General features: G+C 58.6%; 22 protein-coding genes. 14 read left to right on the top strand and 8 right to left on the bottom strand.

Going from position 1 to position 23,660, the window contains the following annotated elements:
• The first annotated feature begins 139 nt into the window (after positions 1–139).
• From VFO93_RS07145 to VFO93_RS07110, 8 genes are all read left to right on the top strand, one after another.
• Positions 140–610 (top strand): MarR family winged helix-turn-helix transcriptional regulator, encoded by a 471-nt coding sequence (locus tag VFO93_RS07145; RefSeq protein WP_325133663.1) that lies wholly within the window; start codon positions 140–142, stop codon positions 608–610.
• A gap of 147 nt (positions 611–757) precedes the next feature.
• A complete protein-coding gene (locus tag VFO93_RS07140) occupies positions 758–3,163 on the top strand; it encodes a 3-hydroxyacyl-CoA dehydrogenase/enoyl-CoA hydratase family protein (RefSeq protein ID WP_325133662.1) in 2,406 nt (801 codons plus the stop codon).
• Between the two features lie 149 nt (positions 3,164–3,312).
• The gene (locus VFO93_RS07135) at positions 3,313–3,693 is read left to right on the top strand and encodes a four helix bundle protein (protein WP_325133661.1); all 381 of its coding nucleotides are present in this window, start codon (positions 3,313–3,315) and stop codon (positions 3,691–3,693) included.
• A gap of 69 nt (positions 3,694–3,762) precedes the next feature.
• Positions 3,763–4,950, top strand: a complete 1,188-nt coding sequence (locus tag VFO93_RS07130) for an acetyl-CoA C-acyltransferase (protein WP_325133660.1) — start codon at positions 3,763–3,765, stop codon at positions 4,948–4,950.
• Positions 4,951–4,998: 48 nt separating this feature from the next.
• Entirely contained in the window at positions 4,999–5,301 is a 303-nt protein-coding gene (locus VFO93_RS07125; RefSeq protein ID WP_325133659.1) for a DUF3861 domain-containing protein, read from the top strand.
• Positions 5,302–5,386: 85 nt separating this feature from the next.
• Entirely contained in the window at positions 5,387–5,818 is a 432-nt protein-coding gene (locus VFO93_RS07120) for an energy transducer TonB (RefSeq protein WP_325133658.1), read from the top strand.
• An 8-nt stretch (positions 5,819–5,826) separates the two neighbouring features.
• Complete coding sequence (locus tag VFO93_RS07115) at positions 5,827–6,132, top strand: 50S ribosome-binding protein YggL (protein WP_325133657.1); 306 nt, start codon at positions 5,827–5,829, stop codon at positions 6,130–6,132.
• A 173-nt stretch (positions 6,133–6,305) separates the two neighbouring features.
• On the top strand, positions 6,306–8,093 hold the full coding sequence (locus VFO93_RS07110; RefSeq protein ID WP_325133656.1) for an acyl-CoA dehydrogenase family protein: 1,788 nt from the start codon (positions 6,306–6,308) through the stop codon (positions 8,091–8,093).
• A gap of 151 nt (positions 8,094–8,244) precedes the next feature.
• On the opposite strand, the gene VFO93_RS07105 is transcribed toward VFO93_RS07110, so the two are convergent.
• Positions 8,245–9,699: a hypothetical protein gene (locus tag VFO93_RS07105; RefSeq protein ID WP_325133655.1), complete on the bottom strand. Its 1,455-nt coding sequence runs from the start codon at positions 9,697–9,699 to the stop codon at positions 8,245–8,247.
• A gap of 335 nt (positions 9,700–10,034) precedes the next feature.
• On the opposite strand from VFO93_RS07105, the gene VFO93_RS07100 reads away from it, so the two are divergent.
• On the top strand, positions 10,035–10,247 hold the full coding sequence (locus VFO93_RS07100) for a hypothetical protein (protein WP_325133654.1): 213 nt from the start codon (positions 10,035–10,037) through the stop codon (positions 10,245–10,247).
• 53 nt (positions 10,248–10,300) lie between these two features.
• Here VFO93_RS07100 and recG read toward each other — a convergent pair whose 3' ends face one another.
• From recG to mutY, 4 genes are all read right to left on the bottom strand, one after another.
• Positions 10,301–12,397: an ATP-dependent DNA helicase RecG gene (recG, locus tag VFO93_RS07095; RefSeq protein ID WP_325133653.1), complete on the bottom strand. Its 2,097-nt coding sequence runs from the start codon at positions 12,395–12,397 to the stop codon at positions 10,301–10,303.
• Between the two features lie 115 nt (positions 12,398–12,512).
• The gene (gene gldD / locus VFO93_RS07090) at positions 12,513–13,106 is read right to left on the bottom strand and encodes a gliding motility lipoprotein GldD (protein WP_325133652.1); all 594 of its coding nucleotides are present in this window, start codon (positions 13,104–13,106) and stop codon (positions 12,513–12,515) included.
• A gap of 219 nt (positions 13,107–13,325) precedes the next feature.
• Positions 13,326–13,778 carry a single-stranded DNA-binding protein gene (locus VFO93_RS07085; protein ID WP_325133651.1) on the bottom strand — a complete coding sequence of 151 codons (453 nt, stop codon included), beginning with the start codon at positions 13,776–13,778 and terminating at the stop codon, positions 13,326–13,328.
• A 297-nt stretch (positions 13,779–14,075) separates the two neighbouring features.
• Entirely contained in the window at positions 14,076–15,182 is a 1,107-nt protein-coding gene (gene mutY / locus VFO93_RS07080; RefSeq protein WP_325133650.1) for an A/G-specific adenine glycosylase, read from the bottom strand.
• A 189-nt stretch (positions 15,183–15,371) separates the two neighbouring features.
• Here mutY and VFO93_RS07075 point away from each other — a divergent pair, with 189 nt between their 5' ends.
• The 3 genes from VFO93_RS07075 (at position 15,372) to VFO93_RS07065 (ending at position 18,834) form a co-directional block, all read left to right on the top strand.
• Positions 15,372–15,713, top strand: a complete 342-nt coding sequence (locus VFO93_RS07075; protein ID WP_325133649.1) for an HU family DNA-binding protein — start codon at positions 15,372–15,374, stop codon at positions 15,711–15,713.
• A gap of 120 nt (positions 15,714–15,833) precedes the next feature.
• The gene (locus VFO93_RS07070; protein ID WP_325133648.1) at positions 15,834–16,766 is read left to right on the top strand and encodes a tetratricopeptide repeat protein; all 933 of its coding nucleotides are present in this window, start codon (positions 15,834–15,836) and stop codon (positions 16,764–16,766) included.
• A gap of 457 nt (positions 16,767–17,223) precedes the next feature.
• Positions 17,224–18,834, top strand: coding sequence for an Rne/Rng family ribonuclease (locus tag VFO93_RS07065; protein ID WP_325133647.1), 1,611 nt, complete (start codon positions 17,224–17,226; stop codon positions 18,832–18,834).
• Between the two features lie 158 nt (positions 18,835–18,992).
• Here the strand turns inward: VFO93_RS07065 and VFO93_RS07060 are convergent, their stop codons facing one another.
• A complete protein-coding gene (locus tag VFO93_RS07060; protein WP_325133646.1) occupies positions 18,993–19,682 on the bottom strand; it encodes a porin family protein in 690 nt (229 codons plus the stop codon).
• Positions 19,683–19,767: 85 nt separating this feature from the next.
• Here VFO93_RS07060 and VFO93_RS07055 point away from each other — a divergent pair, with 85 nt between their 5' ends.
• A complete protein-coding gene (locus tag VFO93_RS07055; protein WP_325133645.1) occupies positions 19,768–20,790 on the top strand; it encodes a gliding motility lipoprotein GldB in 1,023 nt (340 codons plus the stop codon).
• An 80-nt stretch (positions 20,791–20,870) separates the two neighbouring features.
• Entirely contained in the window at positions 20,871–22,076 is a 1,206-nt protein-coding gene (locus VFO93_RS07050) for a glycosyltransferase family 4 protein (RefSeq protein ID WP_325133644.1), read from the top strand.
• Between the two features lie 296 nt (positions 22,077–22,372).
• Here the strand turns inward: VFO93_RS07050 and VFO93_RS07045 are convergent, their stop codons facing one another.
• Both VFO93_RS07045 and VFO93_RS07040 read right to left on the bottom strand, forming a co-directional pair.
• Positions 22,373–22,582, bottom strand: coding sequence for a hypothetical protein (locus tag VFO93_RS07045; RefSeq protein WP_325133643.1), 210 nt, complete (start codon positions 22,580–22,582; stop codon positions 22,373–22,375).
• A 49-nt stretch (positions 22,583–22,631) separates the two neighbouring features.
• Positions 22,632–23,606 carry a MoxR family ATPase gene (locus VFO93_RS07040; RefSeq protein WP_325133642.1) on the bottom strand — a complete coding sequence of 325 codons (975 nt, stop codon included), beginning with the start codon at positions 23,604–23,606 and terminating at the stop codon, positions 22,632–22,634.
• Positions 23,607–23,660 lie beyond the last annotated feature (54 nt).

Raw genomic sequence — 23,660 nt, 5'->3', positions numbered from 1 at the left:
TGCGTTTGATAAAGCCTATAATCGGCTATGTCAATGTAGATGCTTGCTGCGCGAGCGCTCGGACTACAAAGTCCAAGCTACTTTTAGTATGCAAGCCTAACAAATTTCTTCGTAAGTTTACCGCTCTATCCCCGCCCGCATGAAACCCGAAGAAACCGTCGATTACAACATTAAAGTAGCCTGGCACGCCATTTCGCGCATGTACAACACGCAGGCCGCCCGCTACGACATCACAACTAGCATCGGCTTCGTGCTGCTCAACATCGACCAGGAGCAGGGCACGCCGGCCACCAAAATAGCGCCGCTGCTGGGCCTCGAAACCCGCTCGCTTACGCGCATCTTGCGCAGCATGGAAGAGAAAGGCCTGATTTACAAGCAGGCCGATACGCAGGACAAGCGCTCGGTTCGCATTTTTCTGACCGAGTTGGGGCTGGAGAAAAAAGAGGTTTCGCGCCAGACCGTGCGGCATTTCAACCAGAAGATGCGGGCTAAAATCCCGCAGGGCCAGCTCGATGTGTTCTTCAAGGTAGCCGGGCAGATTACGAGCATGATTGAGGGCAAGACGCTCTTTGATGACTTTGAGCTGAAACCGCGCAAGGAAGCTTCATAAAAGACATGAGACGTTAGACATGAGACATGAGAACCCCGGCGAAGGAGTAAAAGCCTTATTCGCTTTCTCATGTCTCGTGTCTAACGTCTCATGTCTTAGTATATAATTTCCCACCCAACGCGGACTACCAAGCCCGCGCTACTTTATATGAAACGTACCATCAAGAAAGTTGCCGTGCTGGGCTCCGGCGTCATGGGCTCGCGCATTGCCTGCCACTTCGCCAACATCGGCGTGCCGGTGCTGCTGCTCGACATCGCGCCCAAGGAGCTGACGGCCGATGAAGAGAAAAAAGGCCTGAAGCTGGACGCGCCCGTCGTGCGCAACCGCATCGTGAACAGCGCCTTGCAGGCGGCCGTGGCGGCCAATCCCTCGCCGCTGTACCGCAAGAGCGAGGTGAGCCGCATCAAGACCGGTAACTTCGACGACAACCTCAAGGATATTGCTACCTGCGACTGGGTGATTGAGGTGGTGGTAGAGCGGCTCGACATTAAAAAGAGCCTTTACGAGCGCGTGGAGCAGTTCCGCAAGAAGGGCACGCTGATTACGAGCAACACCTCGGGCATCCCGATTCACCTGCTGGCCGAGGGCCGCTCGCAGGATTTTAAGGAGAATTTCGCGGGCACGCACTTCTTTAATCCGCCGCGCTATTTGAAGCTGCTGGAGATTATTCCGACGCCAGAAACCAAGCCGGAAGTAGTGGATTTTCTGCTGCACTACGGCGATTTGTACCTGGGCAAAACGGTGGTGCTGGCCAAGGATACGCCCGGCTTCATCGCCAACCGCGTGGGCGTATTTGCCCTACTCGATGCTATGCAGACCATGCAGAAGCTCGGCCTGACGGTGGAAGAAACCGACAAGCTTACCGGCCCGGTTATCGGCCACGCCAAGTCGGCTACGCTGCGCACCTCCGACGTGGTGGGGCTGGACACGACCATCAACGTAGCCAACGGGCTAGCCCAGGGCCTGCCGAATGATGAGGCCAAGGACGTATTTGTACTGCCCGACTTCGTGAAGCAGATGGGCGAAAACAAGTGGCTGGGTGACAAAACCGGCCAGGGCTTCTACAAGAAAGTGAAGGGTGAGGGCGGCAAGTCAGAAATCCACGCGCTGGACCTGAACACGCTGGAATACAAGCCTTCGCAAAAGGTGAAGTTTGCCACGCTGGAGATGACCAAGAGCATTGACAAGCTGGCTGACCGCTTTAAAGTCTTGGTGAGCGGCAAGGATAAAGCGGGCGAGTTTTACCGCCTGAGCTTCGGCAGCCTCTTCGCCTACGTGAGCAACCGCGTGCCCGAAATCGCTGACCAACTTTATAAGATTGACGACGCGTTGCGCGCTGGCTTCGGCTGGGAGCTGGGGCCGTTTGAAACCTGGGACGCGCTGGGGGTACAGGCGGGTATCGACTTGGCCAAGGCAGCCGGGCGCACGGTAGCGCCATGGGTCGAGGAGATGCTGGCGGCTGGCAACTCGACTTTTTACAAGGTGGAGAACGGCGTACGTAAGTTTTACGACAAGGAAAGCCAGCAGTACCAGCCGGTTTCGGGCGTGGAGAATTTCATTATTCTCGATAACCTGCGGGCCAGCGGCAAGGTGCTGTGGAAGAACGCCGGCGCGTCGGTTATCGACCTAGGCGACGGTATTCTGAACGTGGAGTTCCACTCTAAGATGAACTCGCTGGGTACCGATGTTATCCAAGGTCTTTTGAAAGGCGTGGAGATGGCCGAAGCCGGCTACCGCGGCCTCGTGGTGGGCAACGACGCGCCGAATTTCTCGGCCGGGGCCAACCTGGGCCTGGTGTATATGCAGGCGCTGGAGCAGGAATTTGACGAGCTGAATATGATGATTCAGCAGTTTCAGCAGGCCATGATGCGGATGCGCTACAGCAGCATCCCAGTGGTGGGCACGCCGCACGGCCTCACCCTGGGCGGCGGCTGCGAACTGAACCTGCACTGCGACCGCGTGGTGGCGTCGGCCGAGTCGTACATCGGCCTCGTCGAATTCGGCGTGGGCCTGATACCCGGCGGCGGCGGCACCAAGGAAATGACCTTGCGCACGGCGGCCAAGTACGAGGAAGGTGAGCCGGAGTTTAACCTGCTGCGCAACACGTACATGACCATCAGCACGGCCAAGGTTTCGACCTCGGCGGCTGAGGCGTTCGACCTAGGCTACCTGCGCCGGGGCGACGAGATTGTGGTGAACGCTAACCGCGTAATCGCGCAGGCCAAGGCCGCGGCTATTGAGCTAGCCGATGCCGGCTACTCGCAGCCGAGCCAGAAAACCAACATCAAGGTACACGGCCGGGGCGCGCTCGGCATGTTCATGAGCGGCGTGTACGCCATGAAGGCGGGCAATTACATCTCGGAGCACGACGAGAAAATTGCCAACAAGCTGGCCTACGTGATGTGCGGCGGCGACCTCTCCTCTCCCACCGAAGTGAGCGAGCAGTACTTGCTGGATTTGGAGCGCGAGGCGTTTTTGAGCCTCTGCGGCGAGCGCAAGACGCTGGAGCGGATTCAGTCGATTTTGACTACTGGCAAGCCGTTGCGGAATTAGAGATTAAGAGGACGTTTTGAGATTACTAAGACATGAGACGTTAGACATGAGACATGAGAATCCTGACGAAAGCATAAATAGCCTTCTCATGTCTCATGTCTAACGTCTCATGTCTTAGTAATCTCAAAACGTCTTAACAAACCAACTCCATGTTCAAGCATCGCTTCAAAGAGCTCATCGTGTGGCAACGCGCCATGGACGTTGCCCGCACCGTCTATCGCCTGTGCGCCGAGTTCCCAAGCAATGAGCGAACGGGGCTAACCTCTCAGATGCGCCGGTCGGCCGTTTCGATTCCGTCGAACATTGCCGAAGGTGCCGGGCGCGGTGGAAACAAAGAGTTTGCGCAGTTTCTGCGCATTGCCAACGGCTCTTGCAATGAACTACATACGCAGCTGATACTGGCCGCTAATTTTGGTTTTATCAGCCCTGAACAACTGCTGCAAGCTGAAGGTCAAATTGATGAAGTAGAGCGCTTGCTGTATGCGTTTCAGCAGAAAATAGACACGCAAATCAGCCTGAATAAAGCATAAGAAGCGCGGCGCACGACAGCTCAAGCGCCCCTTCTCATGTCTCATGTCTAACGTCTCATGTCTTAGTAAATGTCTTCCCAACAAGCATATATCGTAGCCGGCTACCGTACGGCCGTCGGCAAAGCCCCGCGGGGCGTCTTCCGTTTCACCCGGCCCGACGACCTCGCCGCCGAGGTTATCAAGCACCTCGTGGCCTCGGTGCCCGCCCTCGACCCCAGCCGCGTCGATGACGTCATCGTGGGCAACGCCGTGCCCGAGGCCGAGCAGGGCCTGCAAATGGGCCGCCTCATCTCGCTGCTCGCGCTGCCCATCAACGTGCCGGGCCTCATCGTGAATCGCTACTGCGGTTCGGGCGTGGAAACCATCGCGATGGCGGTGGGCAAAATCACGGCCGGCATGGCCGACTGCATCATTGCGGGCGGCACCGAAAGCATGAGCATGGTGCCCACCGTGGGCTGGAAAACCGCGCCCAACTACAAGCTCGCCACGCAGCACCCCGACTACTACATCGGCATGGGCCTGACGGCCGAAGCCGTGGCCAACGACTACAAAATCAGTCGCCAAGACCAAGACGAGTTTTCGTATAACTCGCACCAGAAAGCCATCAAAGCCATCGCGGCGGGCAAGTTTAAGCCGAGCATCGTGCCCATCACGGTGGAGGAAACCTACCTCGACCAAGCCACCGGCAAGAAGAAAACCCGCTCCTACGTGGTGGATACCGACGAAGGCCCCCGCGCCGACACCTCGCTCGAAGCCCTGGCCCGCCTGCGCCCCGTGTTCGCCGCCAATGGCTCGGTCACGGCCGGCAACTCGTCGCAGACCTCCGACGGGGCGGCGTTTGTGCTGGTAATGAGCGAGAAAATGGTGAAGGAGCTGAATCTGGAGCCCATCGCCCGCATGGTGACCTACGCCAGCGAGGGCATCGACCCGCGCATTATGGGCATGGGGCCGATAAAGGCAGTGCCGAAAGCCCTGCGCCAGGCCGGCCTCCAGCTCGCAGATATCGACCTGATTGAGCTCAACGAAGCCTTCGCCTGCCAGTCGCTGGCCGTGGTGCGCGAGCTCGGCATCGACCCCGACAAGCTCAACGTGAACGGCGGGGCCATTGCCCTGGGCCACCCGCTGGGCTGTTCGGGGGCCAAGCTCTCGATTCAGCTCTTCGACGAGCTGCGCGCGCGTGGCCAGAAATACGGCATGGTCACCGCCTGCGTAGGCGGCGGCCAGGGCGTGGCGGGCATCTACGAGTTGCTAAAGTAAAGCCCGCGCTCGCGCGTCTACCCGGGCCAATACCTTTTGTAGCAACCCATGAGCAAACGCGCTTATAAGTACCGCCTGCGCCTGGAACAGGTGGCCGGCATCGCGCCCGACAGCCCCCAGCACGCACCGCTGGAGCTGGATTTTGAGAATCACGACGACATTTTCAGCATCGTCGAGCGGCTGCAAAGCCGGCAGCTTTTTGCCGAGCCGGGCCAATCGACCGAGTTTGCCATCGGCCTGAAGCTCTTCAGCGAGGTGATGCTCAAGAACCGGCAGCACGCGCTGTTTGAGGAACTGGCCCCGGCTTTTAAAGCCTTTATGCAGCGGCTGAAAACGCCGCCGCAGGAATAGATTTTGCAGCAAGAAGCTCCGTGGAAACGCGGGGCTTCTTTTTTATTAGGGCTGCTTACTACCTTCATAGCCATTATTTTGTGCTATGAACCGACTGACTGCTACCGCGTGGCTACTGGCCTTGGCACTGAGCGCCTGCGCGCAACATGAGGCTCCGAAGCCGCCAGTGGCCAGCACGCCAAAACCTGCGCCGGAGAAGGTGTACACCTTCGTGGAGCAGATGCCGCAGCTACCGGGCGGCGGCGGGATGCAGGCGATAGTGAACAGTTTTCAGAGACGTATTCGCCTACCAAAATCCGCCATTGAACTGGGCTATGACAGGGCAATTGTGCATTTTGAAGTGGGGCCTGATGGCTATGTTCGTGACATTAAAATAGTGGATAGCAGCAACTCACCCGCTCTCGATAGCGCGATATTAGCTGCCGTGCGCGCTTTCCCAAAATTCACGCCCGGCCGTCAAAATGGTAAGGCCGTCGCGGTAAGCTTCAATATTCCTGTCAGCATTAAACCGCAATAAGTGGCTGTATGAAAAAGCGCCTACGCAAGAAGCTGCGGCTTCAAGAGTTTCGACAGATGGGCTTTTATGTTGATTTCGACATCAACTTGCCGCTTGAAGAAGACTGGAGCCCTTTGTGGGTCGCCTTCAGCAAATTCTTAAAAATACAAGGATTAATAACAGAATGCTGCTATATAACTCGTCCGGGTCGGGACAGTACCACCGATACCGACCGGGAAGCCGTGGCGGCTTGGCTGCAACAGCAACTGGGAGTATCAAATGTAAAGGTGTGGCCGCTGGATGATGCCTGGCACGGACCGTTCAAGTGGCTGTAAGCAGGCCACTCCCATAGAACTACCCCGAAATAATCGGGGTTTTCTTTTCCTTAAATAGTCGGCACGCCTAACATTTTTTTTCTTATCTTGCAACACCAAAACGCCCGGCGCGTTGTTGCCTAAATAGTAGGCTAGCCTAACAATTTAATTCCCATTCAACCGCATAGTTCATCATGGAAGTATCCAACAAAACCGCTCCCAAGGGCGGTGAATTCATCATCAAAGCCACGGAGGCTCAAGACGTTTTCACGCCCGCCGACTTTTCGGAGGAGCAGAACATGATGTACCAGACCTGCCTCGACTTCGTGGAAACCGAGGTGCGCCCGCTGGTAGAGCGCCTCGACAACCACGAGGAGGGCCTCATGCGCGGCCTGATGGAAAAAGCCGGTCAGCTCGGCTTGTTTGGAGTGAGCGTGCCCGAGCAGTTTGGCGGCCTCGACATGGACTTCCCGACCGCGCTGCGCGTGACGGAAGGCGTGGGCGGCGGCAACTCGTTTCCGGTGGCGTTTGCGGCGCACACGGGTATCGCCCTGCTGCCGATTCTATATTTCGGCAACGACGCGCAGAAGCAGAAATACATCCCCGGCCTCACCGATGGCACGCTGATGGGCGCGTACTGCCTCACCGAGCCCGGCTCGGGCTCCGACGCCCTAGGTGCCAAAACCAAGGCCGTGCTCAACGCCGAAGGCACGCACTACGTGCTGAACGGCCAGAAAATGTGGATTACCAACGCCGGCTTTGCCGACGTGTTTATCGTGTTTGCCAAGATTGACGGCGAGCAGTTCACGGGCTTTATCGTGGACAAGGACACGCCCGGCCTGAGCCTCGGCAACGAGGAGCACAAGATGGGCATCAAGGGCAGCAGCACCCGCCAGGTGTTCCTGACCGATGCGCTGGTACCCAAGGAAAACGTGCTGGGCGAGATTGGCAAAGGCCACCTTATCGCGTTCAACGTGCTGAATATCGGCCGCATCAAGCTGGCCGCCGCCTGCCTGGGCGGGGCCAAAGCCACGGCCACGCAGAGCGTGAAGTATGCCAACGAGCGCGTGCAGTTCAAGCTGCCCATCTCGAAGTTTGGGGCCATTCGCTACAAGCTGGCGCAGCAGGCCATCCGGATGTACGCCGTGGAGTCGGCCATTTACCGCGCCGGCGAGGACATTTACCGCAAGGAGCAGGAGCTGCTGGCCAGCGGCCTGGGCACCAACGAGGCCCTATTGGGCGCGGCCCGCGAGTTTGCCGTGGAGTGCGCCATGCTGAAAGTAGAAGGCTCGGAAGTGCTTGACTACGTGACCGATGAGGGCGTGCAGATTTATGGCGGCTACGGCTTCTCGGCCGACTACCCCATGGACCGCAACTACCGCGACTCGCGCATCAACCGAATCTTTGAAGGCACCAACGAAATCAACCGGATGCTGGCCGTGGACATGATTTTGAAGAAGGGCCTGAAAGGCGAGCTCGACCTCATGGGCCCGGCCCAGGCCGTGCAGCAGGAGCTGATGAGCATCCCGAGCATGGGCGAAAGCGACGACTCGGCCTTCGCCGCTGAGAAAAAAGCCATCGCCAACCTCAAGAAAGCCACGCTAATGGTGGCTGGCACGGCCGTGCAGAAGTACATGAACTCGCTCGCCAAAGAGCAGGAAGTGCTGATGAACATTGCCGACATGGCCATCAAAACCTACACCGCCGAAAGCACCCTACTGCGCGTAGAAAAGGAAATCGCCACCAAAGGCGAAGAAGCCCTGAGCCGCCAACTCGACATGGCCCGCGTGTACCTCTCCGACGCCATCGACTTGGTCGAAAAGTCTGGCCGCGAAGCCATCGCCAGCATGACCGAGGGCGACGAGCAGCGCCTGATGAGCATGGGCCTGAAACGCTTTACCAAGCCCGACCTCTTCAACGTGAAAGACGCCCGCCGCCGCGTAGCGGCCGGGCTGATTGAGGCCAACGAGTACGTCTACTAAATCACTGATTAGCACGGATTTTTTCGGATTTCACGGATTTTGTAGACGATTAGCAATCGCCCTGGAAGCAAATAGAAAGGCCGCCCATCGAGCGGCCTTTCTTGCGTTCACAAAATCCGTGAAATCCGAAAAAATCCGTGCTAATCAGTGATTATTTGAGCTTCACTTCGTTCAGCTGGAGCGCCGCCGATTTTTTGCTGGGGCGGCTGACGCCGATGATTTCCTTGGGGCCGAGCCAGGTGGTGAAGTCTTTGACGTAGGCCAGTTGCTGGTCATTGGCCACGTTGAGCTTGAGGCGCTGGGGCGGGCCGATGACGCCGGTGCGCGCTTGCAGGTGGCGCAGGTAGAGGTCCGACTTGCCAACGATATTTTCCAGAGTCAGCAGTTGCACATCTTCGCCAAAGACGGCCGCCCGGAAGCCGATGCCCGTGTAGCTGTCGATGGCCGGGGCCACCTGGTCTTTGGGTACTACCGTGTGCCAGGGTGGTGCCACAAACGACGTATAGCCGAACACGTGCAGCTCGCGGGCGTGCACCGGCTGGTCGGGGCCGCCTTCCTCAAAGTGCCGTTCGGCAAGGATTACCAGGTTTTTCTCCTCCGAGAGCAGCATATCGGCCAGGTAAATGTCTTCCAGGCGCTTGGCCTGCGCGCTGGTGGCCTTATTGGTTTCGGCGAGGTAAGCGGCTGAGAAGGGCAGTTCGGGGGCCATTTGCAGGCGGTTGGCGTCGAAGTCAAAGCGCACTACCTTGAGGCTGGTCAGTTCGCCGGTGTTGTAGTTGCCGCACAGCGCGGCCGCGTACAGTTGGCCATCGGGCAACAGACTGAATTTAGCATCGCGAATGGTAATGGGCTGGCTCTCAAATACTCCACCCATGGGCGCGCCCAGCACGGCGGTGGGGGCCGTAGCGCCGGCCGCGGCCGGGTAGCGGCGCACGGTGAGGCGGCGCATCCGGTCGCTGAGCAGCGTTACGTACTGCGTGCCATCGTTGGCGAGCAGGATGTTGGGCGAAAAAAAGTCGCCCAAGTCACGAAAATCATAAGTTCGGTCCAGAATTTTAGTCAGCTTCTGGTCGTAGAGCGAACCCACCAAGCTGCGAATCTGCTGGTCGCTGGTTTCGTAGCGGTACGCCAGCAGACGGGTGCCATCGGGCGAGAGGCGCACGGCGGGGCGGCGGTCGGTGGCGGCAGCCGTCACGAGCACCACGGGGGTGCCTTTGGTACCGCTGGCCAAGCCCACAGGCTGCACGGTCAGGTTCTGGCCGCTTTCGTCGGCGTGGTGCAACACTACCCAGGCCTGGTCGGCGCTGCGGCCGAAGGCCTCCACGGTTTCGCCGGGCGCGATGGGTAGCGTGGTGCTCCACTGCTTTTTAAGGTCGCTAGTGTAGCGCTCTACGTTGTAGCTGCTGCCACTTTGGTGAGCCAGGATTACGAAGCCGCTGCCATCGGCCAGGGCCAGCGTTTTGCGGGGCACGCGCTGGTTGTAGCGGTCCTCGCCCTGCTCGGGCAGGTAGCTGAAGGGTGCCGATTTCACCTTTTGGGCCAGGGCCAAGCGGCCACTGCCTCCTAGCCCGGCTACCAGTGCGAGGGCAACTACAAAACGACGCATAACCAAAAAATAACAGGGGCTGCCCAACCGGGCAGATGAGGCCAAAAATACCCCCTGGCACTCAACTAAGCTACCAAAGTGCCCCGCGTAGCGGCCGCCCCGGCCAGCTAAATGGTTCGGCAAAAACTTTCCCTACTAATTATCAGCTATTTTTGCCCTATCAATCACTACCGTTGCAACTATCGGCCATTTCCTTCGTTTAATGGCCGCGCTGTTCCAGCACTGCTCCCTCGCTCTTCCATCCATCTCCCACCCATTTATTAACTTCCTGAAAATCAAGAATACTACACACTAACCTCGGCCCCAGGCGCTGCCTGCCCAGCCGAAACCACCCTATGAAATCTTTCGCAAAAGTTGGCTTGCTGTTCGCCCTCATCATCACCGGGCGCTATTTGCAGCCAGCAGCCACCACTTCGGTAGCTGCCCACCCCGCCCCTACCCCCCGTACCCTACCCCTGGCCCTGGCCCGCTACACCAATCCTACCCAGCCTGAGCAGATGCAGCCCACGCCCTTGCAGCCGCAGCAGCCCACCGGCTATTTCCTCTAAAATTTTTAAGCGGCCAAATGGCCGCTTTTTTATTGCACTTAATTACCAAATTGTTAGCTTATTCGGCTCCAGTTCACGGCCGTAGCGGGTAGGCTTTCGATATGGCGGCGGATGTTACCGTGTTCGGGCCGCGTCAGCTCGGGGTCGTCGTGCAGGATGGCCTGGGCGGCGGCCCGGCTTTCGGTGAGGATGCGGCCATCCTTGGCCAAGTCGGCAATGAGTAGGTCGAGCACGCCGCTTTGCTGCGTGCCCATGAGGTCGCCGGGGCCGCGCAGCTTGAGGTCGATGTCGGCTATCTCGAAGCCGTTATTGGTGCGCACCATCGTTTCAAGGCGGGTGCGGCTATCTTTGCTCAGCTTGTAGCCCGTCATCAGGATGCAGTAGCTCTGGTCGGCCCCGCGGCCCACGCGCCCACGCAGCTGGTGCAGCTGCGAAAGGCCGAAGCGCTCGGCGCTCTCAATCACCATCACCGAGGCGTTGGGCACGTTTACGCCTACTTCGATAACGGTGGTCGCCACCATTATCTGGGTTTCTTTTTTCACGAAGCGAGCCATTTCGAAGTCCTTTTCTTCGGCCTTCATGCGCCCGTGCACGATGCTGATTTGCATCTCCGGAAAGGCGCGGCTCACGCTTTCGTAGCCGTCGGTGAGGTCTTTATAGTCGAGCGTTTCGCTTTCCTCAATGAGCGGGTACACGATGTACACCTGCCGCCCCAGCGCCACTTGGTCGCGAATGAACTGAAACACTTTCAGCCGGTTGGCGTCGTAGCGGTGCACTGTCACGATGGGCTTGCGGCCGGCGGGCAGCTCGTCAATCACGCTCACGTCGAGGTCGCCGTAGAGTGTCATGGCCAGCGTGCGCGGGATGGGCGTGGCCGTCATCACCAGCACGTGGGGTATCACGTAGGGGTTTTTCTGCCACAATTTCGAGCGCTGCGCCACCCCGAAGCGGTGCTGCTCATCCATAATAGTCAGGCCCAGGTTGCGGAACTGCACCACGTCTTCGAGCAAGGCGTGGGTGCCCACGAGCATCTGCATTTCGCCGGCGCGCAACTGCTCGTGCAGTTCGCGGCGCACGCGGGTGGGCGTGCTGCCAGTGAGCTTGCCAAGGTTGATGCCGAGTTGGTCGGCGTACACTTTCAGGCCTTGGTAGTGCTGGTCGGCCAGGATTTCGGTCGGGGCCATCAGGCAACTCTGCGCACCGTTGTCGGCAGCCATCAGCATGGCGATGAAGGCCACGATGGTTTTGCCCGAGCCCACGTCGCCCTGCAAGAGGCGGTTCATCTGCTTGCCGGCCAGGAAGTCCTTGTAAATCTCGTGGATAACCCGCTTCTGTGCCCCTGTGAGGTCGAAGGGCATGATATTCTTGTAGAAATGCACCAGCGTGGGCACTTCGTTAAAAATCTGCCCCGAGAGCGTAACCTTGCGCTGGTCTTTCTGGCGCAGCAGCTTGAGCTGCACGTAAAACAGCTCTTCAAACTTGAGCCGGAAGCGGGCGCGTTGCAGCGTATCCGCGTTCTGCGGAAAGTGAATCTGCTGCATGGCCTCGGCCTTGCCCATCAGCCCGTATTGCTGAATGAGTTCGGGCGAGAGCGTTTCGGTAATCTGCGGCAGCGCGATTTTGAGCAAGTCGCTCACCATCCGCATAATCGCCTTGCTGTCAACGCGGTGGTAGTTGCGCAGCTTGTCCGAGGTGTTGTACACCGGCTGCAAAAAGCTTTGCCCGGCCTTCTGCTCAGTTACTTCTTCTAGCTCGGGGTGCGCCATCTGGGGCCGACCGTTGAACATGGTAGGCTTGCCAAAAACGATGTATTCCTGATGGTTTTTAACGACCTTTTCGAGGTAGTTCACGCCCTTAAACCAAACCAAATCCAGCTCCCCGCTGGCGTCGCCGACTTTAGCGACCATGCGCTTTTTGGGCCCCTCGCCTATCACTTCGCGGCCGCGCAGCACGCCCTTCACCTGCACGAACTGCATGTCGTCGTGCAGGTCTACTACATTATAAAACTGCGTGCGGTCGAGGTAGCGAAACGGGTAGCGCTGAATGAGGTCGCCGTAGGTAAACAGCCCCAGTTCCTTGCCCAGCAATTGCGCCCGCTGCGCACCTACGCCCCGCAGGTATTCGAGCTTGGTATTGAAGAAATTACTCATGTATAACGAGTACGCCCGTCATGCAGAGCGCAGCGAAGCATCTCGCGTGGCGCAGTAAAGCTAACTGTTAACAACGAGGCGAGCGAGATGCTTCGCTATGCTCAGCATAACAATATTATTTATTATATTTCAACGAGTTGAGCATCTTAATCATATCGTACTTCACGTATTCAATCACCGGGGCCAGCGAGTCGTTGTCGGTGGCGGTGCGGAAGTAGAGCGCGGCACGAAAGAAGTGCTTGGTGCTATCGGTGGTGTAAAATTGAAACTGGCTCGGCACCTCGCCCTCTAGTTCAAACACCGAGGCGCGTAAGCCGTTCGGCGTGCGCAGGATTTTTTCCTCAATCGAGGTCGCCTTTATCTGGTGCTTGCCGGTGAGCTTGCGCGCATCCTCCATCATTTTATTGTAGAGCTTGCGGTCGCGCACTACGTTGGTGTACGTAATCTGCACGTTAGCATGCAGTTGCGGGTAGTAGATATTGAGCCAATCAGGCTGCGCCAGGTACGACGAGTCGCGCAACACCTTAGCGTACTTAGAATACTCGAAGGTATACGGGTGGCCCGGCCCCAGCTCACGGTAGGCGTGCGCGGGCAGGTCGATGCGGTTGTAGCCCTTGGGCTTGGGCGTAAACTCGGTTTCCGACGAGCAGGCTACTACCCCGGCGCACAGCGCCAGCACTACCCCTGTTTTGCCAAACTGCGCTAGCATTTTATAAAGCATAAGTAACTGGAAATTCCTCAAAGATAAGCCCGCCCGCACGGGTAGCAGACTAGCTATTATCCCACCCAAACACAACCAATTTCCCAGCCCCAGATAAAGCCAAACAAACCAAAAGAGGCCACCGGCCCAAAAGCCGGCAGCCCCCAAAAGCCAGCCCGCGCAGCGGGCGTATCCGTTAAATCCTAAAAATCTGTTTGAATCTGCGGTCTAGAACGGGAGTTGGTCTAGTTCGGGTTCTTGGCGCAGGCTCACGTTTTCGTCGGCCCCGTTGGGGCCATTGGCGTTGCCAGTACCACTGCTACCGTTGCCGCCGCTAGTGCTTCCACCCGGCCGGCCGCCGAGCAGCGAAATTTCCTCCGCGATAATCTCGGTGATGTAGCGCGTCTGCTGGTCTTTGTCTTGGTATTGGCGGGTGCGTAGCTTGCCTTCTACGTACACCTGCGAGCCTTTTTTCAGGTATTTCTCGGCCAGTTCGGCCAGGCCGCGCCAGGCCGAGATATTGTGCCACTCGGTGCGCTCGACACGGGCACCTTGCTTGTCTTTGTAGTACTCGTTGGTCGCCAGGGTGAAGTTGGCTACGCTGTTGCCGCCTTCGAGGTGGCGCACTTCGGGGTCTTTGCCGAGGTTGCCCACCAGTATTACTTTGTTTACTCCGGCCATGATAGTTGCTAGTCTACGCTAGTTTAAAAAGTGAACTGAACCTTGTCGGGAGCGCGAGGCTTTCGACGGTTTAAAATTACACCTAGCAGCCGGATTTTGCAAATTTTATTGGTAATTTCTTACCAAAATAAATAGCAAAATCCTGCTGCGTAGCGCTAGCTTGCCGTTGCAATTGGGCAGTTAACAAGACGGGTGTAGCGGCGCATCTTTGTGTCTCATCGCTATTACGTCTGATACTGAGCAGCCAAACAACGACGAGACGCAAAGATGCGTCGCTACACCCAACAATAGCCAACTTTAACTAACCTTAGCCAAGTAATTACTAATCAGCACTGGTTTAGGCAGTTCTTCAATCTCCGCCGCCGAGTACGCCCGCAACCCCATATCCTGCAACGCGGCCGCTGGCAGCGGGGTGGCCAGCGCTACGGCGTGAAAGCGGGCTTCGAGTTTCTGGTGACTCAGCACGTGCTTGAGGGTAGGCGCGGGCCGGTCTTCGGCCACGCGGCTCGTGTCGGGCACGCCACCCAGGGCCTCCACGTGGCGCAGCACCTCGGCGGTGGGTAAGTTGGCAGTATCAGTTTCGACCAGGGCAAAGTCGTAGAGGCCCTGCCAGATGTCGCCACCCGGCCTCTCCTTCAGATAGAGTTGCTCGCCGTGGCGCAGCACCAGATAGTGGAAGTAGCGCGTGCGCGTGGCCTTAGCCTTGCTTTTGACCGGCAGCAGCGCCACCTGCCCGTGCTGAAAGGCCCAGCACTGGCTTTGCAGGGGGCAGAACAAACAGTCGGGTTTGAGGGGAGTGCATTGCAGCGCGCCAAATTCCATGATGGCTTGGTTGAACTCGGCGGCGTGGGCCGGGGGCAGGTGCGCGTCGGCCACGGCCTGAAATTCTTTGCGCGAGCTGGGGGCCGCGATATCGGAATGCAGGCCAAAAATGCGCGCCAAAACCCGAAAAACGTTGCCATCGAGCACCGCCACGGCCTCATCGAACGCAAAAGATGCGATGGCCGCCGCCGTGTAGGGGCCCACGCCTTTTAGCTGGCGCAGGCCGGCGTAGGTGCCCGGAAACTGGCCGCCAAATTCTCCCACTACCTGCTGGGCCGTGTAGTGCATGTTGCGGGCGCGGGAATAGTAACCCAGGCCCTGCCAGTGGCGCAGCACCTCCTGCTCGGGGGCGGCGGCCAAATCTTGCACGGTGGGGTAAGAAGTCAGAAAGTCAAGGTAATACGGCAAGCCTTGCGCCACGCGGGTTTGCTGCAAGATAACTTCAGATAGCCATATAGCATAGGGGTCGCGGGTGTGGCGCCAGGGCAGGTCGCGGCGGTGGCGGGGGTACCAGCCGAGCAGGGCGGCGGCTAGGAAAGACGGGGCCGGCAAAGCGGGCGGCGGAGCAGTGGAAACAAGCAAAAGAATGAGACAGAATATTTTGAGAGAAGCCAATTTTGAGGTCAACCATTGGCTAAACGAAAAAAAAGGAGTACCTTTGTGGTCCGATTTCCACTAGCAACCCCTTACCGGGCAAGGGCTTACGGTGGAAATCGGAGGACTAACCATCCGCTAATTTATTTTTTTCACTTCCAGTACCCCCTTACCAACGTGACCAAAGCTGAGGTAATTTCCGAGATTTCGCAGAAAACCGGCATTGAGAAAGCCGATGTGCTGACGACCGTAGAAGCCTTCTTCAAAGTAGTGAAGGACTCTATGACCGAGGGCCACAACATTTACGTGCGTGGCTTCGGCTCGTTCGTAAACAAGAAGCGCGCCCGCAAAGTAGCTCGCAACATCTCTAAGAACACGTCGCTCATCATCGACGAGCACTACATTCCGAGCTTTAAGCCCAGCAAAACTTTTGTAGCCAAAATCAAAGGCAGCAAAAAAGTTGTTGGCGAAGAAGCTTCGCCGAAGAAGGCTCCGAAAGCCAAAAAAGCTAAGTCTTAGTTTTAATTTGAGGTGAAAAGGTAGTGGGGTGAGAAGGTTAGCGCGGTGATGGCCAGCCCGTTGGGCTTTAGCTGTCGCCTCCGGCCTTCTTGCCCCACTGCTTTTGCTTCTGCCCTGCTTATGTCACTTTCCCGCACTGGTACGCATCAGGCCCTGCTGCTGGTTGGCGCGTTGGCGCTGGCCGGGGGGCTCTACGCCTTGCCCAAGGGCATTGTGAAGCCCAAGGAAGGCAAAGCGGCGCTCCGCCAGGATGCCGCCCGCACCGCCACCCCCGACGGCGGCGGCATGGCTACCAACGGCTCGAAGACCGACGCCTCGTCCGGCCCGCGTCCGGCCGAGACGGGTACTATCGGGCCGGAAGCCGCCGGCGGCACCGCCGCTGCCCCGCACACGCAGGCCAATGCCGACCAGCGCCGGGAACTGAATACGCTGCTGGCGCAGTACAAAGCTGCCCCAGCGGCGGGCCGCCTCGCAGTGGCTACGCAGCTGGCTACCAGCTACAAAGCCGTGCAGCGCTTCGACAGCGCGGGCTACTACCTGGCTACCGTGGCGCAAGCCAAGCCCAGCGAAAAAGCCTGGCAGGCAGCGGCCGACGCTTATTTTCAAGCTTATAGCTTCGCCTCCTCGGAAGAGCGCAAGCAGATGCTGGGTACGCGGGCGCGGGAGCTGTACGACAACGTACTGACTGCTAACCCCAACAACCTTGACGCCAAAACCAACCTGGGCATGGCCTATATGAGCAGCGACAATCCCGTGAAGGGAATTTCGCTGCTACGGGAAGTGCTGGCGCAAGACCCCCAAAACGAAAAAGTGCTGTACAACCTGGGCGTGCTGGCCATCCAGAGCAACCAGTTTGACAAGGCGGCCGACCGCTTTGCGCAGCTTATTAAGGTCAACCCCAATAACGTGGAAGGACAGTTTTACCTCGGCGTGACGCTGGCCCGCACCAACCGGGTAGCTCAGGCCAAGGCGGCTTTCCTCAAGGCCAAAAGCCTCAGCCAAGACCCGGCCCTCGCCGCGTCGGTGGATGAGGAACTGGCCAAATTGCACTGATTCAACTGGAAGAGCAAAGCAACGAAACGGAAATTGCCCAGCAATTTCCTACTTTTGTGCCCCGATTCCGACTGACTCAACTCAGAACTCAAAACTTTTAACTCTTAACTCCTAACAAGATGCCTTGCGGTAAAAAACGTAAACGCCATAAAATCGCCACCCACAAGCGCAAGAAGCGCCTGCGCAAAAACCGCCACAAGAAGAAGTAATCTTCTGACTTCGTGCGGTGTAGGGGGTGGGGCGGCTGGCCCGAAGTCAGCAGCCCGCCTATCTCTCACGTAGCCTCCGCCACGCGGACGACTAACGTGGTGTGCCAGCCGGCTCTTTGCAAAAAGGCCGTGGCCGTGGCTCGCGAGGGGAAGCTGGGACGCTCTTGGTCCTGGCTTCCCTTTTGCCAGTTTCGGGGCAACCCATGTCGGCAAAGCCGGCTAGGAGCTATTTTAACGAACCTAATACGTTGAGCAATGAATTAATAATCAATTCGACCCCCGAGGGTGAGCGGATTGCCTTGCTCCAGGATAAGCGGCTGATTGAGTATCACTTCGACCGCAACGACACCAACTATGCGGTGGGTGACATCTTCCTGGGCACCGTGCGCAAGGTGATGCCTGGCCTCAACGCGGCCTTCGTGGATATCGGCTCCGAAAAGGACGCCTTTCTGCACTACGGCGACCTGGGTGAGCAATACCCTTCCCTCAATAAGTGGGTGAACGGGGTGATGAAGCACCAGGCTCAAAGCGCTGGCCTGGAGAATTTTACTCTGGAAGCGCCGCTTGAAAAAGTTGGCAAGGCCGACAGCGTTTTCAAAAAGGGCCAGGCCATTTTGGTGCAAGTCATCAAGGAGCCGATTTCGACCAAGGGGCCGCGCGTGAGCACCGACATTTCGATGGCGGGCCGCTACCTCGTGCTGATGCCCTTCAGCAATACCATCAGCGTTTCGAAAAAGATAGTGAGCAAAGCGGAGCGCGACCGGCTCAAGCGGCTCATTGCCAGCATCAAGCCCGAGGGCTTCGGCGTCATCATCCGCACCGTGGCGGAGGGGCACGAGGTAGCCGAGCTCGACCGCGACATGCAAAGCATGGTCGAAAACTGGGAAACGCTGTACCAAAACCTCCGCAAGGGCCAGCCCCGCGACAAGCTCCTCGGCGAGCTCGGCCGCACGTCCTCGATGCTGCGCGACATGCTCAACGAGTCGTTCGACTCGATTGTGGTGGACACGCCGGCCCGCTTCGAGGAAATGAAAACCTACGTGCAGAAAATCGCCCCCGATAAAGCCGGGCTGGTGAAGCTGCACAACAACAAGGCCAAAGTATTTGAGCACCTGGGCATTGAGAAACAGCTGAAAACGCTGTTTGGCAAGACCGTGAGCGTGCCCGGCGGCGGCTACCTCGTGATAGAGCATACCGAGGCCCTGCACGTAGTCGACGTGAACTCGGGCTCGAAAAGCAACCAGGAAAACGACCAGGAGGCTACGGCTCTCATGATTAACCTGCTAGCCGCGAAGGAAGTAGCGCGCCAGCTGCGCCTGCGCGACATGGGCGGCATCATCGTGGTAGACTTCATCGACATGCGCGCCGCTGAGAGCCGCAAGAAGGTAGAAGACGCGGTGTACCACATCATGAAGCAGGACAAGGCCAAGTTTACTATCTTGCCTATCACCAAGTTCGGCCTCATGCAAATCACCCGCCAGCGGGTGCGCCCGGCCGAAACCATCGTGACCGGCGAGGTGTGCCCCACCTGCGGCGGCACGGGCAAAATTTCGGCTTCCATCCAGGTTACGGATGAGATTGACAACAGCATCGACGATTTGCTGCTCAATCAAAATCAGGCTGGTATCACGCTGTTCGTGCATCCGTTCCTGCACGCTTTCTACACCAAGGGCCTCGTGAGCCGCCAGATGAAGTGGTACCTCAAGTACTACAAATGGGTGAAGGTAATGAAAGATACCTCGCTCGGCCTCACCGACTTCCGCATCGAAGACGAGCACGGCGAGCAGATTGAGCTGCACTCGGCCTCGGCCGCGATGGCGCGGGCGCAGGACCGAGAAATTGTCGAAATCACTGATTAGCACGGATTTTTTCGGATTTCACGGATTTTGTGGACGGCTCACGCTTAGTTGGCTAGAAAATGGAAGGGCTGCCTCTAGCGAGGCAGCCCTTCTTGTTAGCAGCATTTAAGTCGTCCACAAAATCCGTGAAATCCGAAAAAATCCGTGCTAATCAGTGATTAGAATTTGAGGCCGAGGTCGAGCGAGAAGATGCTGTTTTTGATGTTCACGCTGTCGAAGTTGCGCGTTTTCTCGAAGTAGCGGTCGGTGTCAATCAGGCCGTGGTGGTAGCTGAGGCCGGCCAGGAACTTGGTGCTCTGGCCGAGCTGATACTCAGCGCCGAAGCCACCGATGAGGTTGGCATCGATGTCAAATACGTGGCTGCCGGCTTTAGTTTGGTTGGCATTGTCGTAAAAGTCAGTGTAATACTTTTCACCATTAATGCGCGTCTGCACGGGCACGGCAATCGAGCCGCCCACCTGAAAATAAAGGCGAGTGTCGGGGGCCACTTCGTTGGTGAAAAGCTTGACCGTCAGCGGGAGTTCCAGGTACTGCATGGTGATTTTTTGCTCAACACGCACGCTACGGGGGCCACCTACCGTCGGCGGCACCTCATTGTAAGCAATGGTACCGCCTTTGCCTGTCAAGAAAAGCCCCGTGTTAAAGGCGTAATTCTCACCGAAGAAGTAATCCATGAAAATGCCGCCGCCGAAGCTGAACTTAGAGCTTTCGGACGAGAAGTTGGTACCCGACGGTGAATCGGTACGCAGAAATGAGATACTGGGCGATACTTTGAGGCCGATTTCTACCTGTGCGAAAGCGGCGGGAGCCAGCGCGAGCGCGGCCACGGTGAGGAGTGCTTTTTTCATAAAGTGAAAATGAAACGGCTATGGAACGATTAACGGTATAGCACGACGTTGGAAAAGTGTAATTTTGTGCAAAAGTAAGTCGACCGTGAAAATATCTGTTTACTACCCCGCGCTGGCCCTGGGGCTGGCCGGGCTACTGGCCGGCTGCCAGCCGCAAGACAAAGCCGGCTGCCGCCCCGACCCTGCCGCCAGTGCCCCCGCTGCCCCCGTACGACTAGAGCGCCTGGAGCGACCATTCTTTCAGATAAAAAATGCGGCCGAAGGGTTGCAATTCATGCAGGCGCATCCGGCCGTGGCGCGCTACTATTTGCAGGTGGGGCAGGCGCCATCGCCGCAGGCGCTGGCCGGCAGCCTGGCACAGCTGGCTACCAGCCCCGAATTGCAGAAGCTGGGCCGCGAAACGGAAGCCGCTTTTCCCGACTCGACTACCCTGCGCCAGAGCTTAGGCACGCTATTCGGAAAGGTGAAATACTACTTCCCCGACTTTAAAACCCCGCCCGTGACGGCTACTTACGTGAGCGGGCTGCTGGGCAAGGATATCTTTGTGAATGACAGCTTATTGGTGCTGAGCCTAGACTGGTTTGCCGGGCCGAAGGCCAGCTACCGGCCCGACCTGCCGGGCTACATGCTGCGCCGCTACCGCCCCGAAAACCTGCTGCCCACGCTGGCCACCGCCGTGGCGGGCAAGTACGTGCCGCGCCGGCCCACGGTGGCCCCCTCTGTGCTCGATGAAATGATAAGCCAGGGCAAGCGCCTATACTTCGCCGAGCGGATGCTGCCCTGCACGCCCGATTCACTTCTAATGGGCTACACCCGCAAGGAACTGGTGGGCCTCGAAGCCAACGAAGGCAAGGTGTGGGGGCACTTTCTGGAGAAGAACATCTTGTACGCCACCACGCCCTTTCTCATTCAGAAATACGTGGCCGAGCGCCCCAACGTGCCCGAAATCGACGCTACCTGCCCCGGCCGCGTGGGCCAGTGGGTAGGCCTGCAAATCATCCGCAAGTACATGGCCGAGCACGCCGACGTAACCCTGGCCCAGCTCATGGCCGAGCCCAGCGCCCAGCGCATCCTCGACCAGTCGCATTATCGACCCAAAAAGAGTTAAGAGTTTTGAGTGCTGAGTTTTGAGTTGACTTTGCTCACAGCTCCTAACTCAAAACTCAAAACCCGAAACTCAAAACTCTCTTGCATCTCGCCGTTTTCAGCCAGTACCACACCAGCCCCGACTGCCCGGCCACGAGCCGGCACTACACGCTGCTGGCCGAGCTGGCGAAGCACCACCGCGTAACGCTGCTGACCACGCCCGCCTGGCGCAGCCAGCAGCTTACGCAGGAGTTTGCCTGGGTGCCGCCGGGGGTGGAGCTGCTGGAGGCGAATATTCCCTACGACAACAAGATGGGGCCGGCGCGGCGGGCGCTGGCTTTTGCGCAGTACGCGGCGTGGGCGGTGCGCGCGGGGCGCAAAATTGACCGGCCCGACGTGGTGTGGGGCATCAGCACGCCGCTGACGGCGGCCTGGGCGGCGGCGCGGGTGGCGCGGCACTGGCGGGTGCCGTGGGTATTTGAAGTGCAGGATTTGTGGCCCTCCTTCCCGGTGGCGATGGGCGCGGTGCCCACGACGCTGGCCCGGCAGCAGCTTTTCGCGCTGGAAAAGCGGCTCTATGAAAGCGCGGCGCACATCGTGCCGCTCTCACCCGATATGAGCCGCTACGTGGCCGACTTAGGCATTCCGACCGCTAAAATCACTACCCTGCTCAACGGCACCGACCTCGACCTGGCGGCCCGCGCCACGCCGGCCGCCGTGGCCGCCCTGCGCCGCGCGCAGCGGCTGGAAAACCAACAGGTAGTGCTCTACGCTGGCACCTTCGGCCGAGCCAACGACATGCCCACCGTGGTGGCCGCCGCCGAAGCCCTGGTAGCCGCCGACCCGGCCGTGACCTGGCTCTTCCTGGGCCACGGCTACTATGCGCCGCTGGTGGCGGCGGCGGCGGCGCGCTGGCCGGGGCGCATCCGGCTGGTGGGCGGGCAGCCGCGCCACGCGGTTTTCAGCTGGTTTGCGCTGGCCGATGTGGCCGTGGTGTCCTTCTTGGGCCTGCCGGTGCTCGATGCCAACTCGCCGGCCAAGCTCTACGACGCGCTAGCCGTGGGCACGCCGGTAGTCGTCACCAATCCCGGCTGGACCAAAACGCTGGTCGAGCAGCACGGCTGCGGCTGGTACGCCCCGGCTGGCGACGCGGCGGCGCTAGCCAAGCGGCTGCGGGCGGCGCTGGGTGATGCGGCTGAGTTAGCGGCGGCGGGCGAGCGCGGGCGGATGCTGGCGCGGGCAGAGTTTAACCGGGTGGCGCTGGCGGCGCGGATGCGGGGAATTTTGGAAGAATCGCTACTCACCTAACGCGCAGCTTCAAGGACAGCACATAGGCAAAATGGCTAAAATCAAGCCTTACCTTTGCTGCCATTCGCGTTGGGGTTATGCCCCGCGACCTACAACCGACTTTCCTGGAAAGACGAATGCCCAGCGTCGGCAAACACTGGGCATTCAGAGTGCGGGGTTACTGGCAACCCTCTACTCATCCTGGAAATGACGAGGAACGCGAAAAAACTACTTAGCCAGTGGGGCAAGCCCCTGCTGCTTGAGTTGCTGAAGGGAATAGCAAAAGGCGCTGGCCTACTGCTTTCTTCACCGACTTACTACTGCGAGGCTGCTTCAATAGCCGCATATACCGCGCGCACCGTCACCCGGTCCAATTCTTTAGCGGGCTCGCTCAATTGGCTGTAGGATACCATCAGTTCTTCGCCGGTTTCGCTCAGCCGACTCGTAACCCCCAAGGCGCGCTTATTAAGCAGCCACGACTCGTGTACCTTTTCAGCTACTAGCTCAAGGTCAGGTAATTTATACATAATCAAGCAAATACTACTGGTGGGTTGATGTCAATTGACTAGCAAAAATTTACGAAATCGGCACCTTCCGTAGAATCCCCTCAATTAAGTCCTGCGTCTTGATACCGTCGGCCTCGGCCTCGTAGGACAGTAGAATACGGTGGTTGAGCACGTCCTGGGCTACGTCCTTGATGTCTTCGGGCAGCACGTAGTCGCGGCCGTCGAGGTAGGCCACGGCGCGGGCGGCGCGGTGCAGCGCGATGCTGGCGCGCGGGCTGGCCCCGAACTGCACGGCCTGGGCAAATTCGGGCAGGTCGTAGTCGGCGGGGCGGCGGGTGGCAAACACCAGCTCGATGAGGTACTTTTCGAGGGTGTCGGAAATCTGGATTTGGTTTATCTGGTCGCGGATGCCGAAAATGTCTTCTTTGGTGAGCACCGGTTGCACGTCGCCCCGAAAGCCGAGGTTGGCCATGCGGCGCATCACCTCCAGCTCGTCGGCTTTTTTGAGGTAGTCGACGTGGACTTTCAGCATAAAGCGGTCGACCTGGGCCTCGGGCAGCGGGTAGGTGCCCTCTTGCTCCACTGGGTTTTGGGTGGCCAGCACCAGGAAGGGGCGGTCGAGCAGGTAGGTAGTGTCGCCGATGGTGACCTGATTTTCCTGCATGGCTTCGAGCAGGGCGCTCTGCACCTTGGCCGGCGAGCGGTTTATTTCGTCGGCCAGCACGAGGTTGGCGAAGATGGGGCCTTTCTTGACCTCGAACACCGACTGGTTTTGGTTGTACACCATTGTGCCGATGAGGTCGGAGGGCAGCAGGTCGGGCGTGAACTGCACGCGCTGAAAGTGCAGGTGCAGCACCTGGGCCAGCGTGCTCACGGTGAGCGTTTTGGCCAGGCCGGGCACGCCTTCCAGCAAGATGTGGCCGCCCGTGAACACGCCGATGAGCAAGCGGCTGACCAGCGCCTGCTGGCCCACTACTACTTTTTCCATCTCGGCAAAAGCCTGGCGAATGAGGGGGCGGTAGTCGGTGGCGGAAGTAGGCTGCATGGGGCAAAATAACGGCCTGTAGCTTGGACTTTGTAGTCCGAGCGCGGGCGCAGC

Source organism: Hymenobacter sp. (assembly GCF_035709525.1).
GTDB lineage: Bacteria > Bacteroidota > Bacteroidia > Cytophagales > Hymenobacteraceae > Hymenobacter.
This window is presented reverse-complemented; position numbering and strand designations above follow the sequence as displayed.

Bases quoted from the DNA above. Each gene is read 5' to 3' on its own strand.
- VFO93_RS07145 (WP_325133663.1), top strand. From the start codon at position 140: ATGAAACCCGAAGAAACCGTCGATTACAACATTAAAGTAGCCTGGCAC.
- VFO93_RS07140 (WP_325133662.1), top strand. From the start codon at position 758: ATGAAACGTACCATCAAGAAAGTTGCCGTGCTGGGCTCCGGCGTCATG.
- VFO93_RS07135 (WP_325133661.1), top strand. From the start codon at position 3,313: ATGTTCAAGCATCGCTTCAAAGAGCTCATCGTGTGGCAACGCGCCATG.
- VFO93_RS07130 (WP_325133660.1), top strand. From the start codon at position 3,763: ATGTCTTCCCAACAAGCATATATCGTAGCCGGCTACCGTACGGCCGTC.
- VFO93_RS07125 (WP_325133659.1), top strand. From the start codon at position 4,999: ATGAGCAAACGCGCTTATAAGTACCGCCTGCGCCTGGAACAGGTGGCC.
- VFO93_RS07120 (WP_325133658.1), top strand. From the start codon at position 5,387: ATGAACCGACTGACTGCTACCGCGTGGCTACTGGCCTTGGCACTGAGC.
- VFO93_RS07115 (WP_325133657.1), top strand. From the start codon at position 5,827: ATGAAAAAGCGCCTACGCAAGAAGCTGCGGCTTCAAGAGTTTCGACAG.
- VFO93_RS07110 (WP_325133656.1), top strand. From the start codon at position 6,306: ATGGAAGTATCCAACAAAACCGCTCCCAAGGGCGGTGAATTCATCATC.
- VFO93_RS07105 (WP_325133655.1), bottom strand. From the start codon at position 9,699: ATGCGTCGTTTTGTAGTTGCCCTCGCACTGGTAGCCGGGCTAGGAGGC.
- VFO93_RS07100 (WP_325133654.1), top strand. From the start codon at position 10,035: ATGAAATCTTTCGCAAAAGTTGGCTTGCTGTTCGCCCTCATCATCACC.
- recG (WP_325133653.1), bottom strand. From the start codon at position 12,397: ATGAGTAATTTCTTCAATACCAAGCTCGAATACCTGCGGGGCGTAGGT.
- gldD (WP_325133652.1), bottom strand. From the start codon at position 13,106: ATGCTAGCGCAGTTTGGCAAAACAGGGGTAGTGCTGGCGCTGTGCGCC.
- VFO93_RS07085 (WP_325133651.1), bottom strand. From the start codon at position 13,778: ATGGCCGGAGTAAACAAAGTAATACTGGTGGGCAACCTCGGCAAAGAC.
- VFO93_RS07070 (WP_325133648.1), top strand. From the start codon at position 15,834: ATGTCACTTTCCCGCACTGGTACGCATCAGGCCCTGCTGCTGGTTGGC.
- VFO93_RS07060 (WP_325133646.1), bottom strand. From the start codon at position 19,682: ATGAAAAAAGCACTCCTCACCGTGGCCGCGCTCGCGCTGGCTCCCGCC.
- VFO93_RS07045 (WP_325133643.1), bottom strand. From the start codon at position 22,582: ATGTATAAATTACCTGACCTTGAGCTAGTAGCTGAAAAGGTACACGAG.
- VFO93_RS07040 (WP_325133642.1), bottom strand. From the start codon at position 23,606: ATGCAGCCTACTTCCGCCACCGACTACCGCCCCCTCATTCGCCAGGCT.